The sequence below is a fragment of the Alistipes senegalensis JC50 genome (assembly GCF_025145645.1).
GTDB classification, from domain to species: domain Bacteria; phylum Bacteroidota; class Bacteroidia; order Bacteroidales; family Rikenellaceae; genus Alistipes; species Alistipes senegalensis.
Window position 1 is genome coordinate 1,603,893 of record NZ_CP102252.1, and the last position, 17,436, is coordinate 1,621,328.

The 17,436-nt window shown below is 61.0% G+C and carries 11 protein-coding genes and 1 other RNA gene; 11 read left to right on the forward strand and 1 reads right to left on the reverse strand.

Features of this window, described 5'->3' with window-relative positions; translation table 11 throughout:
• Positions 1 to 8: 8 nt before the first annotated feature.
• From NQ519_RS06365 to rnpB, 4 genes are all read left to right on the forward strand, one after another.
• Positions 9 to 785, forward strand: a complete 777-nt coding sequence (locus NQ519_RS06365; RefSeq protein ID WP_026076777.1) for a tetratricopeptide repeat protein — start codon at positions 9 to 11, stop codon at positions 783 to 785.
• Between the two features lie 13 nt (positions 786 to 798).
• Positions 799 to 1,785, forward strand: coding sequence for a vWA domain-containing protein (locus tag NQ519_RS06370; RefSeq protein ID WP_026076776.1), 987 nt, complete (start codon positions 799 to 801; stop codon positions 1,783 to 1,785).
• Positions 1,786 to 1,798: 13 nt separating this feature from the next.
• Positions 1,799 to 2,824, forward strand: a complete 1,026-nt coding sequence (locus NQ519_RS06375; protein ID WP_019151996.1) for a VWA domain-containing protein — start codon at positions 1,799 to 1,801, stop codon at positions 2,822 to 2,824.
• Positions 2,825 to 2,890: 66 nt separating this feature from the next.
• Positions 2,891 to 3,256, forward strand: an RNA gene (gene rnpB / locus NQ519_RS06380) — RNase P RNA component class A.
• A 45-nt stretch (positions 3,257 to 3,301) separates the two neighbouring features.
• Here rnpB and NQ519_RS06385 read toward each other — a convergent pair.
• Positions 3,302 to 4,564, reverse strand: a complete 1,263-nt coding sequence (locus NQ519_RS06385) for an anaerobic sulfatase-maturation protein (protein ID WP_019151995.1) — start codon at positions 4,562 to 4,564, stop codon at positions 3,302 to 3,304.
• A 213-nt stretch (positions 4,565 to 4,777) separates the two neighbouring features.
• Between NQ519_RS06385 and NQ519_RS06390 the strand changes: the two genes are divergently transcribed.
• The 7 genes from NQ519_RS06390 to NQ519_RS06420 all read left to right on the forward strand — a co-directional run bounded on the left by NQ519_RS06390 (position 4,778) and on the right by NQ519_RS06420 (position 17,424).
• Positions 4,778 to 7,639 carry an outer membrane beta-barrel protein gene (locus NQ519_RS06390; RefSeq protein ID WP_227901004.1) on the forward strand — a complete coding sequence of 954 codons (2,862 nt, stop codon included), beginning with the start codon at positions 4,778 to 4,780 and terminating at the stop codon, positions 7,637 to 7,639.
• 114 nt (positions 7,640 to 7,753) lie between these two features.
• On the forward strand, positions 7,754 to 10,474 hold the full coding sequence (locus tag NQ519_RS06395; RefSeq protein WP_019151993.1) for a peptidase associated domain and porin domain-containing protein: 2,721 nt from the start codon (positions 7,754 to 7,756) through the stop codon (positions 10,472 to 10,474).
• 101 nt (positions 10,475 to 10,575) lie between these two features.
• Positions 10,576 to 12,777 (forward strand): alpha-galactosidase, encoded by a 2,202-nt coding sequence (locus NQ519_RS06400; RefSeq protein WP_019151992.1) that lies wholly within the window; start codon positions 10,576 to 10,578, stop codon positions 12,775 to 12,777.
• Positions 12,778 to 12,784: 7 nt separating this feature from the next.
• A complete protein-coding gene (locus NQ519_RS06405) occupies positions 12,785 to 14,395 on the forward strand; it encodes a DUF6377 domain-containing protein (protein WP_019151991.1) in 1,611 nt (536 codons plus the stop codon).
• A gap of 202 nt (positions 14,396 to 14,597) precedes the next feature.
• On the forward strand, positions 14,598 to 15,671 hold the full coding sequence (locus tag NQ519_RS06410; RefSeq protein WP_019151990.1) for a Gfo/Idh/MocA family protein: 1,074 nt from the start codon (positions 14,598 to 14,600) through the stop codon (positions 15,669 to 15,671).
• A gap of 46 nt (positions 15,672 to 15,717) precedes the next feature.
• Positions 15,718 to 15,927, forward strand: a complete 210-nt coding sequence (locus NQ519_RS06415; RefSeq protein WP_019151989.1) for a Sec-independent protein translocase subunit TatA/TatB — start codon at positions 15,718 to 15,720, stop codon at positions 15,925 to 15,927.
• A 24-nt stretch (positions 15,928 to 15,951) separates the two neighbouring features.
• On the forward strand, positions 15,952 to 17,424 hold the full coding sequence (locus NQ519_RS06420) for a Gfo/Idh/MocA family protein (protein ID WP_026076774.1): 1,473 nt from the start codon (positions 15,952 to 15,954) through the stop codon (positions 17,422 to 17,424).
• Positions 17,425 to 17,436: the final 12 nt, after the last annotated feature.

A 17,436-nucleotide genomic window follows, 5' to 3' on the forward strand; every position in this document is an offset into this window, starting at 1 on the left:
AATTAAAAATGCATAGGCTTCTATACATTTTCCTGTTTCTCCTTACATCTGCCGGGGCTCAAGCCCAACAGATGCCCGAGCGTTCGCTGGTGCGCAAAGGCACCCGGCAGTACAACAAGGGCAACTACGAGCAGGCGATAAGCCGCTACGAGCAAGCCTTGCAGGCCGTTGCAGGACAGTTCGAGGCGACTTACGACCTCGGGAACGCTCTCTACAAGGCCGAGCGGTTCGACCGCGCCGAGCAGACCATGCAGCAGGCCGCGGCCGACTCGCTGCGCACGGACACGGAACGCGCCGAGGCGTTCTACAACCTCGGGAACGCCCAGTTCAAACAGCAGAAGTACAAGGAGGCGCTCGAAAGTTACAAGCAGTCGCTGCGTCTGAACCCCTCGGACATGGAGGCCAAATACAACTACGCCTACACAAAGCGTCTGCTCGACGAGAACAAGGACGGCGGCGGAGGCGGCAACGACGACAAGGATCAGAACAAGGACCAGAACCAGCAGAACAAAGATCGGAATCAGCAAAACCAGGATCAGCAGAATAAAGATCAGCAGAACAAGGATCAGAAAGGCGATCCGAAAGACCGGCAGGGCGACGGGAAACAGGACCCGCAGGATAACAAGGGCGACAAGGGCGACCAGCAGGGTCAGCCGACGCCTTCGGGCATTTCGCCGCAGGAGCAGCAACAGATGCTCGACGCCATCCAGGCCCAGGAGGACAAGACCCAGGAGAAGCTGAAGGAGAAACAGGGCGTGGTGGTACGAGGAAAGAAAAACTGGTAAAACGTAAATGATTATGCATTTTGCTTCGCCATATTACCTCTGGTTGCTGACGCTCCTCGTGCCGATGATCGGCTACTATGTCTGGCGCACGCTCCAGGGCGGGGCCGCGATCCGCATTTCGAGCGTCGCCGGCGTCGTGCGCGCCCCCAAAACCGTGCGCTACTACCTGCGCCACCTGCCGTTCGCGCTGCGTGCGGCGGCTTTCGCGCTGCTCGTAGTGGCGCTGGCGCGTCCGCAGGATGTCGAACAGAACGTCCGCACCAACACCGAGGGTATCGACATCATGCTGGCCATCGACGTGTCGGGGTCGATGCTGGCCCGCGACTTCAAACCCGACCGCATCACGGCCGCCAAGGAGGTGGCCGGGTCGTTCATCGCCGACCGCTACGGCGACCGCATCGGTCTGGTGGCGTTCGCCGGCGAAGCCTTCACGCAAAGCCCCCTGACCACCGACCAAAGCACCCTCCAGACCCTGCTGGCCCGCATCCGCAGCGGACTGATCGAGGACGGCACGGCCATCGGCAACGGACTGGCCACGGCGATCAACCGCCTGCGGGAGAGCGAAGCCAAATCGAAGGTCATCATCCTGCTGACCGACGGCGTGAACAACCGGGGCGAGATCGCGCCGCTCACGGCCGCGGAGATCGCCAAGGCGCAGGGCATCCGGGTCTACACGATCGGCGTGGGCACCGAAGGCATGGCCCCCTACCCGGCCATCGACATGTTCGGCAACATCACCTTCGTCAACCAGAAGGTCGAGATCGACGAAAAGACGCTGACGGCGATCTCCGACATGACCGGAGGCAAGTATTTCCGCGCCACGGACAAAGCCAAGCTGAAGGCCATTTACGACGAGATCAACCAGCTCGAAAAGAGCAAGGTCGAGGTGACCGAGCACGTCTCCTACCACGAACTGTACCTCGCATGGGTACTGGCGGCCCTGGGGCTGCTGCTGGCCGAATTCCTGCTGGCGAACCTCGTCCTGAAACGAATACCGTAAAAGATCATTTCCCATGTTCCGTTTCGCAAATCCGCAATATCTCTGGCTGCTGCTGGCCGTTCCGGCGCTCGTCGCGCTGTACGCGCTCGCCGCGCGCAGCCGCCGCAAACGGCTCGCACGCTTCGGAAATCCCGCCATCCTCGAAGAGCTGATGCCCGAGGTCTCGACCGGACGCACGGCTTTCAAGTTCATCCTCTTCTGCACCGCCGTCGCGCTGCTCGTGCTGGCCGCGGCGCGCCCGCAGTTCGGCTCGAAACTCCGCGAGGAGAAGGCGCAGGGAATCGAGATGATGCTCACCATCGACGTATCGAACTCGATGCTGGCCGAGGATTTCCAGCCCAACCGCCTCGAAAGGACCAAATACGCCATCGGCAAACTCTTCGAAGGGTTGCAGCAGGACCGCGTGGGACTGGTGGTCTTCGCAGGCGAACCGAAGGTGCAGCTGCCGATCACCTCCGACTACCGCATGGCCCGGGCCTTCGCCCGGCGGATCGACCCCTCGCTGGTGTCGGTGCAGGGAACGGCCATCGGCAAGGCGCTGGAACAGGCCCTGCTGTCGTTCTCGGGCGACACGGAGGAGAGCCACGGACGGGTCATCATCCTCATCACCGACGGCGAGAACCACGATGACGACGCCATCGCCGTCGCCGAGCGCGCCGCACAGATGGGCGTCAAGATCTTCACCATCGGCATCGGCACCCCCGAAGGCGCCCCGATCCAGATCGGCGGGGAGTTCATCAAGGACGAGACGGGCGAAATGGTCGTCTCGAAGCTCAACGAAGAGATGCTGGCCCGAATCGCCGACATCACGGGCGGCGCCTACGTGCGCTCGTCGAAACAGTCGATCGGCCTCGACGAGATCGTCAAGGCGATCAACGAGATGGAGCAGACCGAATTGTCGATGGTCCGCTTCGAGGAGTTCAACGAACAGTATCAATACCTGCTTATCGCTGCGCTGGTCCTGCTGCTGCTGGAGTTCCTCATGCTCGACCGCCGCAACCCGCTGCTGGCGCACCTGAACATCTTCCGCGAAAAATAACCCCGCGAAATGCGGAACGCACGCCGGATGAAGCGGATATTGCGAAATTTTTGCTTACCTTTGCCGCGGCAGGTCCGCTCTGTCGCTGCCGGCCGCAGGCCGGGAGAGGAAAGTCCGGGCAACGCAGAGCACCACGCAGGCTAACGACCTGACAGCCGTGAGGTTGTGGGAGCGTAACAGAGAACGACCGCCCGCAGGCGACTGCGGGTAAGGGTGAAAAGGCGGGGTAAGAGCCCACCGCGGGGGCAGCGATGTCGCCCGGCCGTACGTCCCGTGGGTTGCAAGACCGTGTATACCGGCAGTCAAGGGTTGCTCGCCCGATGCCGGGGGGTAGGTTGCTCGAGGCGGCAGGAGACTGCCGTCCCAGATAAATGACAGGGGCCCGGGGTTCGCCCCGGGAACAGAACCCGGCTTACAGGGCCTGCACGCACAAAGGCGCCGCACGATGCGGCGCCTTTTCGTTTCGGCGCAGGGAAATCACATCAGCCCCATGCGCTTGCGGGCGAAGGGCACGACCCACGCCGGGGCCTGCTGCTTCGACAACAGGTCGCGCATGTAGTCCATATAGGGCTCCGCATGGCGGAAATAACGGTACAAGCCCTCGCAGAGCGAATTCTTGCGGCAGCCGTCGGACCCCGTCTCGAAGCGGTGCTTCGGACACTCGCCCCGGCAAGCGAAGTAATATTTGCACCGCAGGCACTCAGCGGGCAGCGCATTGCGCTTGGCAAGGCCGAAATCCACCCGCTTGCGCGAACGGTAGATCTCCGACAACGGAGTTTCGCGGATATTGCCCAGTTTGTATTCGGGGTAGACGAAGTGGTCGCACGAATAAACGTCGCCGTTGTGCTCCACGACCAGCGCGTCGCCGCACGTCTCGCCCATCGAACAGACGCCCGGCTGCACGCCGCACCACTGGGCCAGCGTAGCGTCGAACATCTGCACGTAACAGCGCCCCACGTCGCTCACGACCCATTCGTCGAAGATGTCGCACAGGAACTGACCGTAACCCGCGGGCGTGACGGACCATTCGGCCAACCGAGCCCCCTCGCGGTCGGGCGACACGATCAGCGGACGGTGGAAGTCCGGTTTGTCGATGACATGCTCCACGGCGGGCAGGAACTGCATGTATTTGCTGTGCACCGTGTCGCGGAAGAAGCGGTAGATCTCCCCGCCGCGCCCCTCGCACAACCGGTTCACCACGCTCAGCGTATTGTACTCCACGCCGCTGCGCTGGAACATTCCGATCGTCTGCATCACCCGCTCGAAGGTGGGTTTGCCGCCCTTCGTCAGGCGGAAGGCGTCGTGAATGTCCTGCGGACCGTCGAGCGAAATGCCCACCAGAAAATTGTTCCCGGCGAAAAGGTCGCACCAAGCCTCATCGACCAACGTGCCGTTGGTCTGGAGGATGTTCTCGATCCGCTTGCCGTCGGCGTATTTTTGCTGGAAGTCCATCGCCCGGCGGTAGAAATCCACCCCCAGCAGCAGCGGCTCGCCGCCGTGCCAGCAGAACTGCACCGTATCGACATCGTTGGCCTCGATATACTGCCGGACGTAAAGTTCCAGCAGCTCGTCGCTCATCACGGCCTGCCGGCCGCCGTACTGCACGGCCTTGTCCAGATAGTAACAGTAATGGCAGTCGAGGTTGCACGCCGAACCGGCAGGCTTGAGCATCGTCGAAAAGGCGACCGGACCCGCCTGTTTCTCAGCGTCGCGGAAGGTGAAAATGTCCTTGTTTTTCATGTCAAGGTTCCGAAATTTACGAATGAAACGGACCGGGGTTCGCAATTATTTCGACAAATATAGCGATTTGCAGAACCGCATCCTAATTTTCCATAAAAATACGGAAACGGCAGGACAATCGGGACCATTTTATGGTCAAAATTCATCGAACGGCGTCCCAATATGCCATAAACATCCGAAAAAAGAGGGACCGAAAGATCTAAATCGCTATCTTTGGCAACCGAACCCCTCCTTAATCCGATGAACCCGGGAAAGACATTGCCGCTCTTGCTGTTCTGCCTGCTCTGCGCCGCGACCGCCGCGGCACAGTCCGTCACCGTGCGTTTCCGGGTCGCCGACCGCGCGACGCGCGATGCGGTGGTGGGTGCCGTCGCCGAACTGCGAAGCCGCACGGACACCGCGGCCGCAGCCCTCTACACCACCTCGGACATCGACGGCCGGGGACTCTTCCCCCGTGTGCCGCGAGGCGAATACCGTCTGACCGTCACTTCGCTGGGCTACGACTCGCTGCGCACCGACCTGCGGGTCGGAACGACCGCCGTGACGCTCGATTCGCTGTGGCTCGCACCCCGCGCCGAAACCATCGACGACGTGGTGGTCGAGGTTCCGGCGCTCCGGTCGTCGGTCCGCGGCGACACGCTCTCCTACCGCGCCTCGGCCTACAAGGTGGCGTTCGGGTCGGACGCCGGCTCGCTGATCTCGAAAATGCCCGGACTGGAGATCGCCGACGGGGCGATCGAGGCGCAGGGCCGCAGCGTGCAGCGCGTCTATGTCGATGGACGCGAATTTTTCGGCAACGACGTGATGTCGGCCGTGCGCAACATCCCGGCCGACATGATCGAGAGCATCGACATCTACAACACGCAGAGCGACCAGTCGGAATTCACGGGCGTGGACACCGGCGAAGGGGTCACGGCGCTGAACATCGTGACGCTGCCCGACAAGCGGCGGGGCGCTTTCGGCCGCGTGTTCGGGGCCTACGGCATCCCGGACAAATACATCGGCGGAGGCAACGTCAACATCTTCAACAACGACCGCCGGATCTCGGTGATCGGTCTGGTGAACAACGTCAGCCGCCAGAACTTCTCGTTCGAGGACATCCTCGGAACCACCGAGGAGGCGGGTTCCCGGACCTCGAACAAGAACTTCATGGTGCGCCCGCTGGACGGCATCTCGACCGTGCAGGCCATCGGAATCAATTACAGCGACGACTGGGGCAAGAAAGGCAAGGTCACGGCCAGCTACTTCTTCAACCGCACCGACAACCGCAACACCAGCCGCAGCGACAAGCAGACCTTCACCGCATCGGACAAGCTGGTGCTCTACACCGACGAGAACCGTTCGAAAGCGCTCAACCTCAACCACCGTTTCAATTCGCGCATCGACTACCGGTTTTCGGAGCGCCATTCGATGATGATGCGCACGTCGTTCAGCTTGCAGGACAACGACTCGCGCAACGAACTCCTGAGCCGCACGGACAACAAGTTCTCCGACGACGACATCCGCTTCGTCAACCGCCGCCGCAACTTCGGACTGAGCGACAGCAAGGGATTCAACGTCTCGAACAGCCTGATCTACCGCTACCGCCTGCCGGGCAAAAAGTCGCACAACCTCACGTTCGGCCTCGGGGGCGCCTACCGCTCCTACGAGCAGTTCAGCTTCCCGCGGCAGTACACCTTCCGCGACCCCGACGACATCGAGTGCGACACCGCGGACTACTCCTCGCGCAACGTCACGCGCACCGACCGCGACCAGCCGGGCTACGACGTGAGCGGCAGCGCGAGCTACACCCGGGCGCTCTCGAAGCGGTCGCGCCTGAGCCTCGAATACCGCATCAACTACACCGACAACAGCGTGGACCGCAGCACGTTCGTGCTCACCAAGGAGAACGTGTTTCCGGACGAACGCAGCCCGAAGCAGTCCACGGAGTACGACTATGCGTTCCTGACCCACCGCGTCGGCAGCACCTACCAGTACTATTTCAAGAAGACGAAGGTCGCGGCGACGCTCTACTACCAGCACGCCGAATTCGACAGCGACTACGCCTTTCCCTACCGCCAGAAGACCGGCGCGTCGTTCGACAACCTGACCTACAACGTGGTGTCGAACATCAGTGTTTCGCGCAACAACACCCTGAAATTCACGGCCGTGGGCCGCACGTCGAATCCCCGCGCCACCGACCTGCAAGGCATCGTCAACACCACCAACCGCCAGAACGTCTTCGCCGGAAACCCCCGTCTCGACCCGGTCTACACCCACCGGCTGACGGGGCAGTACATCCGCACCAGCCCCAAACGGGGCCGCACGTTCACCGTCTCGGCCGAGGCGGCGATCAGCCCCAACACCATCACCGACTCGCTGGTGATCGACACGCCGGATTTCGTCATCGACGACGAAGGGACGCTGCTGGGCGAGGGCAACCAGTTCACCAAGCCGGTGAACCTCCCGGGATACTGGAGCCTGCGCGCCAGCGTCAACTACGGCATGCCGGTGCGGTGGCTGCGTTCGAACCTCAATTTCCGGGCGGGGGTCTCGACGGGGCGCATCCCGAGCATCATCAACGGCGAGCGCAACGAACTGTCGAACAGCTCCTACAACGCCGGGTTGGTGCTGGGCAGCAACATCTCGGAAAGCGTCGATTTCCGCGTCAGCTACACGGGGCGCTACAACGTGAGCAAGAGCACGTCGCACGTCCGCACGCTGGACAACACCTATTTCAGCCAGACCGCCCGGGCCGAAGCCACGTTCGTGGCGTGGAAACGCCTCGTCGTGCGCGCCAACGCCGACTACAACTACTACAAGGGCATCACGGACACGTTCCTCGAAGAGCGGCTGATCTGCAACGCCCTGCTGGGCGTGAAACTCTTCCGCAACCGGCTGGGCGAGGTGAGCGTCGGGGTGAACGACCTGCTGGACCAGAACGGCACGACCTTCCGCCGCACGGTGACGGGCACCACGCTGCGCAACGTGACGAACCTCGGCGTCGGCCGCTACGTCTCGTTCCAGTTCACCTACAACCTGCGCCTCTTCCGCCGCCAGAGCAACGCCGTAATGGATGCCCTGCAAGGCAAATAATCCACAGTCAGGAGGCCGTGCCCCGGTGTCCGAATCCACTTTTTTGCGGACGGATTGTGCGATTGAAGCAGAAATTGCTATCTTGCATCGCATAACCGCTCTTTTCCGCCTGACTTGACACGCTTCATCCTGCTGCTTATCGCCATCGCCGGCCTCTCCGGCCCGATCTCCGCACGCACCGTGCGGAGCGGAACGCCGCAGGTATACCGCAGCTACCGCCCTGCACGGGTCACGATCGCCGTCGAGGACAAGGAGACGAAGGACCCGCTGATCGGAGCCACGATCGCGATCATGAGCGGCGCAGACACGCTGCGGGGCACCACCTCCAAAAAGGATTTCTACCGCACGCTGGCCGTCTACGAGTGCGACCGCATCTTCCGCGACTCGGTCGATCTGGAGGTCGCCTACCTCGGGTACAAACCCTACAAGAAACGGTTCGCCGCGACCGAGTTCCAAAGCCGCATCGAGGTCGGAATGGAGGTCGATGAACAGTCGATCGCCCAGGTCGTGGTCGTGGGCAAGCGGGTCGCCATGGTCTTCAAGGGCGACACCATGATCTACAATGCCGGAGCATTCAAAACGATGGCCGACGACCGCTTCGAGGAGCTGTTGAAACAGCTTCCGGGGGTCGAGGTCCGGGACAACAAGATCCTCGCCGGCGGCGAGGAGGTCAAACGGGTGCTGATCGACGGCAAAAACCTCTTCGGCAACAAATCCCAGTACGCGCTGACCGACCTCGAAGCCTCGGATGTCAAGAGCGTGCGGGTCTACGAAGAACTGAGCCCCGAGGCCAAGCGGCTGGGCAACACCACGGCCCGGAAAGAGAAGGTGATGAACGTCGAGACCAAATCGAAACGCAGCGTCCTTCAGGGCGGCAGTCTGGAAGCCTCGGTCGGCGCGAGCCTCGAAAAGGACTACTCCGGGCGTCGTGAGATCCGCCATTCGGAGGCCGGAACCTACTACCGCAACAGCGAAAAAGGCAACTGGCGGATCGAAACCTCCAACCTGAAGGACGACAACTCCCGGGCGGAGAGCGCTTCGTTCGATTCGAAACTCACGCCGACGAAGCAGACCGACGCCCAGGCGGAGTACACCTACCGCCGCGGCGACTCGACCTCGGTTTCGACCGCGGTCGGTTTCCAGCGCCGCCGCCAGAGCCGCATCTCCCGCTCGATGACGGAGTATTTCCCGACCGACGATTATGCCCTGCGCACCGAGGAGAACTCCGGGGAGTCCCTCTCCAAAGCCCTCTCGGCGAATCTCTCCAACCTGACAAGCGTCCGGCGCGGAAAAAATTCTTTTTTCGCCATGACGGACTTCTCGTTCGACAACAATTCGTCGCTGAGCCGCAACTCCACCTCCCAGCGTATCGACGACGACGAGACCCGCACACTCCTCAACAACGACTCCGACAACCGGAATCTCAGTTTCAACATCCGACTCAACTATTACATTTCCCTCTCCGAAAAATCGTCGCTGTCGTTCTGGGTCAACGGCGATTACGGCACGCAGGACCAGGACGGCTGGCAGATCGACACGGCGGCCTCGGTGCAGGGCCTGCAAGTCAAACTGCGCAACAACGGCGACGGTCTCAGGTACAGCTACGAAACATCGGTCGATTACGGCTACAAGATCGGGGAGAATCTCCGGTTCTCGGCCGCCTACTCCTTCAAGCGCAGCTACGACCGCTCGAAGATGCTGTCCGTGGATTTTCTCGACGATCCGCAGGGAACGCTGGACCCCGTGAACTCCTACAACTACACGAACGACAGCTATTCGCACAGCCTGCAAGCCGGCCTGAATTACAGCCGCGACGGACTCTGGATCATAGGCACCCTCACGGGAGTGGTCTATCAGATCGCCCGCAGCGAACGCTTTCCGGAGAAGGAACGCTTCCCGAGGCAGTTCTACCAGCTGAATCCCTGGTTCAGCCTTATGGCCGGCCAATCCAAAAGGCGGTTCACCCTCAACATCAGCTCCTTTTCGCAGATGATCCCGACCGAATCGCTGCGCTCGACGATCGACGCCACGAACCCCCTCTCGCTGCGGGCCGGAAACCCCGGTCTCAAACTGCCGAACGACATGGCGTTGCTGGCAAGAATCTCTTTCAACAACGCACCGAAGGCGCGGACCTTCTCGATCGGGCTCAACGGCGGGTACACCTTCAACTACATCGCCTCGCAACGCATCCTGTTCCTCGAAGAGACCTACCTCCCCCAGTACGATTACACGGCCCGGAAGGGTGCGCAGCTCTCGACGCAGACCAACGTCGGAGGGTGTTACAAACTCGGCGGATCGGCCGATTTCTCCCAACAGATCGCCTCGCTGCGCTCGACGGTGAACGCCGGGATCAACTACAATTTCCAGCAGACCCCCTATTTCCTCGACGAGACGCTCTGCCACTCGGGCCGCCATGCGCTCTCGTTCCGCGCCGGCTTCGAATCGGGCTTTTCGAGCAAGGTCAAAATCGCCGTCTCCTCCGTGACCTCGATGAGCTCCTACTCCACGCAGAACAGCACCACGCAGGACCTGCGCGAAACGGTCCGCACCCGGCTGGACCTGCGCTTCGGAAAGTATTTCGCCTCCGTGGCGAACGCCTACGAATTCTACTGCAACAGCAATTCGCATACGCTCACGCGCCACAACGTGATCCTCAACGCCGCGGCGGGCCGCAAGTTCGGCAAGGAGAACCGGCTGGGACTTTCGGTGGGCGTCATCGACATCCTCAACCGTCCGGACTATGCTTCGACGGTGTTCGAAACCGACTACATGCGCACCTCCTCGATCTCCTACCTGGGCCGTTACGGCTATCTGCGCATCGCGTACACATTCTGAACGAAACGGAACCGAAATGCGAACGAGTTTCGGATTATTTCGGGTATTTTCACATATTTTTGTAACTTTGGAGTCGTAACGACATTTATAGACCCCAACCCATGATGAAACGACTGCTAACCATCCTCTCCGCCGCGCTGACCGCAGGCGCGGTGTCCGCCGCTGCCCCGCAGCAGCTCATCGACATCCGCACCGACGACGTATCGATCGTGCTCGCCGCCCGTCCGGACGGAGAGGTTCATTTCCGCCACTTCGGAAGCCGCATCGACGACCCCTCTCCGCTGGCCGACTACAAGAGCTCCCGCCGTGCCGACCACGGAACCGACGACCTGGCCTGCCCCGCGATGGGCGGGCGGAATTTCCGCGAACCGGCCCTGCGCATCACCCACGCCGACGGGGATATGAACACCGATTTGCGCTACGTGTCGCACTCGTCACGGCAGCTGGCCGATCCCAACGTCACCGAGACGGTCGTGAAGATGACCGACTGCTGTCAGGCGCTGGATGTCGAACTGGTCTTCACGGCCTACGCCCGGGAGAACGTCATCACCACGCACACGGTGATCCGCAACCGCGAGGAGGGTCCCGTCACGCTCCACAGCTTCTATTCCTCGGCCGTGACGCTGAAATCCGACAAATACCTGCTGACGCACCTCTACGGCGCCTGGGCGCGCGAAGCGCAGGTCGATCACACGCTGCTGACCCACGGGTCGAAAAGCATCGAGTCGATGCGCGAGGTGCGCACCACCCACACCGAAAATCCCGCCTTCATGCTCACGCTGGGCAGCGGATCGTTCAGCGAGAACTGCGGCGAGGTCATCGCCGGGGCGCTGGCGTGGAGCGGGAATTTCCGGCTCAACTTCGAGGTGGACGAATACGACGTGCTGACCGTGCTGGCCGGGGCCAACCCCAACGGCTCGGAATACCGGCTGCGCCCGGGCGAATCGTTCACCACGCCGGAGATGATCTACACCCACTCGCTGCGCGGCGCAGGAGGCGCCTCGCGCAACCTCCACGACTGGGGGCGCAACTACGGCGTCTACCACGCCGAACGGGTGGTCCCGACGCTGCTCAACAGCTGGGAAGGGGCCTATTTCGACTTCGACGCCAAGGTGCTGAAACAGATGATCGACGACGCGGCCTCGATGGGGCTCGAAATGTTCGTGCTCGACGACGGATGGTTCGGCAACAAATATCCGCGCAACGCCGCCAACGCCGGACTGGGCGACTGGCAGGTCAACCGGAAGAAACTCCCGGCAGGCATCGACGACATCGCCTCGTACGCACACCGCAAGGGGCTGAAATTCGGCATCTGGATCGAACCCGAAATGGTCAACCCCAAGAGCGAACTGGCCGAGAGGCATCCCGACTGGATCGTGCGCCCGCCGAAGCGCGAAGCGCCCGAAACCCGCAGACAATGGCTGCTGGACCTCTCGAACCCCGCCGTGCAGGACTTCGTCTTCGAGACGTTCGACAACACGATGAAGCTCTCGGACAAGATCGACTACATCAAGTGGGACGCCAACCGCAACGCCAACAACGTGGGTTCGGCCTACCTCCCCGCCGACGAACAGTCGCACTTCTGGATCGACTACGCGCAGGGATTCTATAAGGTGATGGAGCGCATCCGCGCCAAGTATCCCGACGTGCTGATCCAAGCCTGCGCTTCGGGCGGCGGCCGCGTGGAGTACGGGGCGCTGCGGTATTTCGACGAGTTCTGGACCAGCGACAACACCGAAGCGTTGTCGAGGGCCCGCATCCAGTACGGCACGAGCCTCTTCTATCCGGCCGTGGCGATGGGTTCGCACGTCTCGGCCGTGCCCAACCACCAGACGGGCAACGTCACGCCGATCAAGTTCCGCTTCGACATGGCCTGCGCCGGACGCCTCGGCATGGAGCTCCAGCCCAAGCAGATGACCGACGCCGAGAAGGAGTTCGCGCGCCGCGCCATCGCCAGCTACAAGGAGTACCGCGACATCGTGATGCAAGGCGACCTCTACCGCATCGGCACGCCCTACGACGAGAACGGATGCTACGGCGTGCTGTACGTCGCCAAGGACAAGCGGCAGGCCGTGCTGTTCGCTTACAGCCTGCGTTACCAGGGGCGTTCGCTGATCCCGAAATTCCGCCTCGACGGACTCGACCCCAAGACGGGATACACCGTGCGGGAGCTGAACGTCGATAAACCCCGCTTCTGGTTCGACGGAAAGACCCTCAGCGGAGAACTGCTCATGAACGCCGGCATCAATCCCCATCTGTCGAAGATATACGACAGCGCAGTATTCATCCTGAAAGCCAAGTGACGGGTCCATGAAACTGCGGAAGCCCATATTCCTGCTCCGAAGCCTGCTGTTGTCCGGCATGGCCGTGCTGACCGCCTGCGGCCGGAACGACACCGCCACGCTCGAAGGAGAATTGGACTATATGATCAGGAACAAGCGGCTTTTCGACGAAAAGAAGGAGGAGCGCATCGACGGATTCCGGCGGATGCTGTGTATGACCAGACTGACCCCAGAGCAGGAGTACGCGATCAACGACAGTCTCAGCGAAGTTTTCTACAAATACCGGCTCGACTCCGCCATCCGCTACGGAGAACGCAATCTGGAACTCGCCCGCCGGCTCGGCGACCGGGAGCGCTGCGCCTCCGCCGCAATCCGGCTCGCGCGATTCTACTCCTCCCGCGGCGCCTGCATCGAGGCCCGGCAGCTGCTCGACTCGATCCGCAGGGAGCTGCCTCCCGGCTTTCTCGAACTCTATTACCGGACCTACATCTTCTTCTACGACTGCTACGGGGTCTTCTCCGGCTCCAGCCGGCCGACGAACAACCGGGCGGTTTACCGGGATTCGCTCCGGCGGCATCTCGGAATCCCGGCCAATACGTCCGAAACCAGGGAGCAGGCCGAACAACGGCTGCTGAACCAACTCACGCAGATACCGCCCGGAACCCCCGATTATGCCATGATCGCCAACTCCCTGGGCAGCCACTACCGGGCGAACGGCGACGACTGGCTGGCGAAAAAATATTACACCCTCTCGGCGATCGCCGACATTCAGAACGCCACGAAGGAGAACGACGCGATACTCTCCCTGGCGAAAGTCTACTTCGATCACAAGGATTATTCGAGGGCCTACAAATACACCCAGTCGGCCCTCGAAGACGCCCTTTGCAGCAACATGCAGTTCCGGATCGTGCGGATGACGGAACTCGCCTCGATCATCATCGCCTCGCACCAGGACAAAGAGGCCAAAACCAAGGTCAAACTGCAACACTATCTGATCCTGATCAGCGTCCTTTCGGCGGTGCTCATCCTGCTGTTCGTATTCGTCTACAAGCAGGTGAGGAAGCTCTCGCGGGTGCGGAAAGAGCTCTCGGGGACCAATGCCGAACTCGCCCGGCTCAACATCGAGCTGAACGAGATCAACGAACAGCTCTCCGACGCCAACGCCGTCAAGGTGCAGTACATCGCCCGCTTCTTCGACCTCTGCTCGATGTACATCGACAAGATGGACAACTACCGCAAGTCGCTGAAAAAACTGGCGCAGGAGCGGCAGCCCGACGAACTCTACCGCCGGCTGAAATCGACCTCCATGCTCGAAAACGAGCAGGAGGAGCTTTTCCGGAATTTCGACGAAATCTTCCTGAACCTCTACCCGACCTTCATCGAGGAGTTCAACGAACTGCTGGTCGAGAGCGAGCGGATCACGCCGAAATCCGGGGATCTGCTGAACAAGGAGCTGCGCATCTACGCCCTGATCCGGTTGGGCATCACCGACAGCGTAAGGATCGCATCGTTTCTGCGCTGTTCGCTGAGCACGGTCTATAATTACCGGACCCGGATGAGAAACCGGGCCGCCGCCTCGCGGGAGGATTTCGAAAAAAAGGTCATGAAAATCGGAGGCATACACAGAAACGACGCGTGAAAAGTTACAGAATCACTACATTTTTTCGGCCCTTCCGGAATATCAACCGGCTGAAAAATAGTAATATAAACAAAAACAGGCACTACATTTTCAGGTATAGTTTTCCGAACCGATATTTATAAAGGCTATTTTTGTAAAGCAGACCGCCGATCTCGGGATTCGGGGGATTCTGCCGAGTTAATCAACCTTTACCAAACTACAAATGAACCCCATCAGAATCGGTTTGATCGGCCTCGGCCGAATGGGAGGATTTTTCCTCGAAGAACTCCGGAAGAGCGAAAAATGGGAGGTCGCCAGCATCTGCGACATATCGCCCGAATCGCGCGCCCGGGCCCGGGAACTCGCCCCGGAGGCGAAAGTGATCGCCGACGAACAGGAAATCTTCGACGACCCCACCATACAGGCCGTGGGACTGTTCGCCCTGGCCGACTCGCGGAAATCGCAGATCGAAAAGGCTTTCGCCAGCGGAAAACACGTCATTGCCGAAAAACCCATTTCCGACAACGTCGAAAACGAATGGAAAGCCGTGGAACTGGCCGAAAACACGCCGCTCTTCTCCACGGTCAACCTCTATCTGCGCAACTCCTGGTATCACAATACGATCAAGGATTTCATCGCCCAGGGCGAGATCGGCGAACTGGCCATCATCCGGGTCTGCCACATGACCCCGGGACTGGCCCCCGGCGAAGGGCACGAGTTCGAAGGCCCGGCATTCCACGACTGCGGCATGCACTACGTGGACATCGCGCGCTGGTATGCCGGTTCGGAGTTCAAGACCTGGAACGCCCAGGCCGTGCGGATGTGGAACTACAAGGAGCCGTGGTGGCTCCAATGCCACGGCACGTTCGAGAACGGCGTGGTGTTCGACATCACCCAGGGGCACGTCTACGGACAGCTGGCCAAGGACCAGACGCACAACTCCTACATAGACATCATCGGCACGAAGGGCATCGCCCGCATGACCCACGACTTCAAGACCGCGATCGTCGAACTCCACGGCGTGACGCAAACCCACCGGCTCATACAGCCCTACGGCGGCAAAAACATCGACGTGCTGTGCAAACTCTTCGCCGAGTCGATCGAAACGGGCCGCCGCAGCGCGTCGCTCCCCACGTTCCGCGATGCGGCGAAGGCTTCGGAATACGCCTGGCGGTTCCTGCAGGACGCCCGCAAACACGACCTGCCGGCCATCGGCGAGCTGGAGACGCTCCGGCAGATCCACGAACGCCGCCGCACGATGAAAAACGGATACGGCCTGCTCCGCAAACATGCCTGAACGACAAACGACAAGATCTGATTAAACCTCTAAAAAACTATCGACCATGAACAATCCACTATTTTTCGGCAACCTGGGTGCCGGCGAGATCATCGTCATCGCGCTCATCGTCCTGCTGCTTTTCGGCGGTAAAAAGATCCCCGAGCTCATGAAGGGAATCGGAAAGGGCGTCCGGAGCTTCAAGGAGGGGATGAACAATATCGAAAAGGATATCGAAAATCCCGACCCGGACCCCAAAGACAAGACCAATCACTAATCCAACCTTAAAATCTCTGAAACGATGTCAAACGAAATGTCGAGAAGAAAGTTCCTGAAAACAGGAGCTGCCGCCGCACTCGGTCTGGCGGTCGTGCCCAGCACGGTGTTAGGTAAAAAATTCGGCCACACCGCCCCCAGCGACAAGCTCAACATCCTGGGCGTGGGTATCGGAGGCCGCGGCGCCTCGGTGCTGAAAGGGCTCGAAAGCCAGAACATCATCGGCCTGTGCGACGTGGACTGGAAATACGCCGACCACGTGTTCAAGCGCTACCCGGCAGCCAAGAAGTACAACGACTACCGCAAGATGTACGACGAACTGCTCAAATCGGCCGACGCCGTAATGGTCGCCACGGCCGACCACACGCACGCCATCATCGCCGCCGACGCCATCACGGCCGGCAAGCACGTCTACGTCGAAAAGCCGCTGACCCACACCGTCTACGAATCGCGCCTGCTGACCAAACTGGCCGACAAGCACAAGGTAGCCACCCAGATGGGCAACCAGGGAGCTTCGGGCGAGGGCGTCCGCAAGGTCTGCGAATGGATCTGGAACGGCGAGATCGGCGAGGTGCGCAAGGTGGAGACCTTCACCGACCGTCCGATCTGGCCGCAGGGACTGGCCCGTCCCGAGAACGACGAGCGCATTCCGAAGACGATGAACTGGGACGCCTTCATCGGTCCGGCCCCCTACCGGCCCTACAACTCGATCTATACGCCGTGGAACTTCCGCGGATGGTGGGACTTCGGCACCGGCGCCCTGGGCGACATGGCCTGCCACATCCTGCATCCGGTGTTCAAGGCCCTGAAGCTGGGCTCCCCGACCAAGGTTCAGGGCAGCTCGACGCTGCTTCTGAACGAATCCGCCCCCATGGCGCAGCGGGTGAAGTTCGTCTTCCCGGCCCGCGACAACATGCCGAAGGTGGCCATGCCGGAGGTCGAAGTGCACTGGTACGACGGCGGTCTGATGCCGGAGCGTCCCGAAGGGCTGCCCGCAGGCAAGGACCTGAACATGAGCGGCGGCGGCGCGATCTTCTACGGCACGAAGGATACGCTGATCTGCGGATGCTACGGCAAGGACCCCTACCTGGTTTCGGGCCGCGTGCCCGAGGCTCCGAAGGTGCTGCGCGAGATCACCGAATCGCACCAGATGGACTGGGTGCGCGCCTGCAAGGAGGACCCCGAATACCGCACGCCGAGCGCCTCGGACTTCAGCGAGGCCGGACCGTTCAACGAGATGGTCGTCATGGGCGTACTGGCCGTGCGTCTGCAAAGCCTCAACCGGGAGCTCGAATGGGACGGTGAAAACATGCGTTTCACGAACATTCCCGACGATGCCATGATCAAGACGGTCATCAAGGACGGTTTCCACATCAAGGACGGACACCCGACCTTCGACAAGACCTGGACCGATCCGGTCAACGCGCAGCAGTTCGCGCAGGAACTCATCAAACACACCTACCGCGACGGTTGGAAACTGCCCGACATGCCGCGCTGAACAAATTCGTAA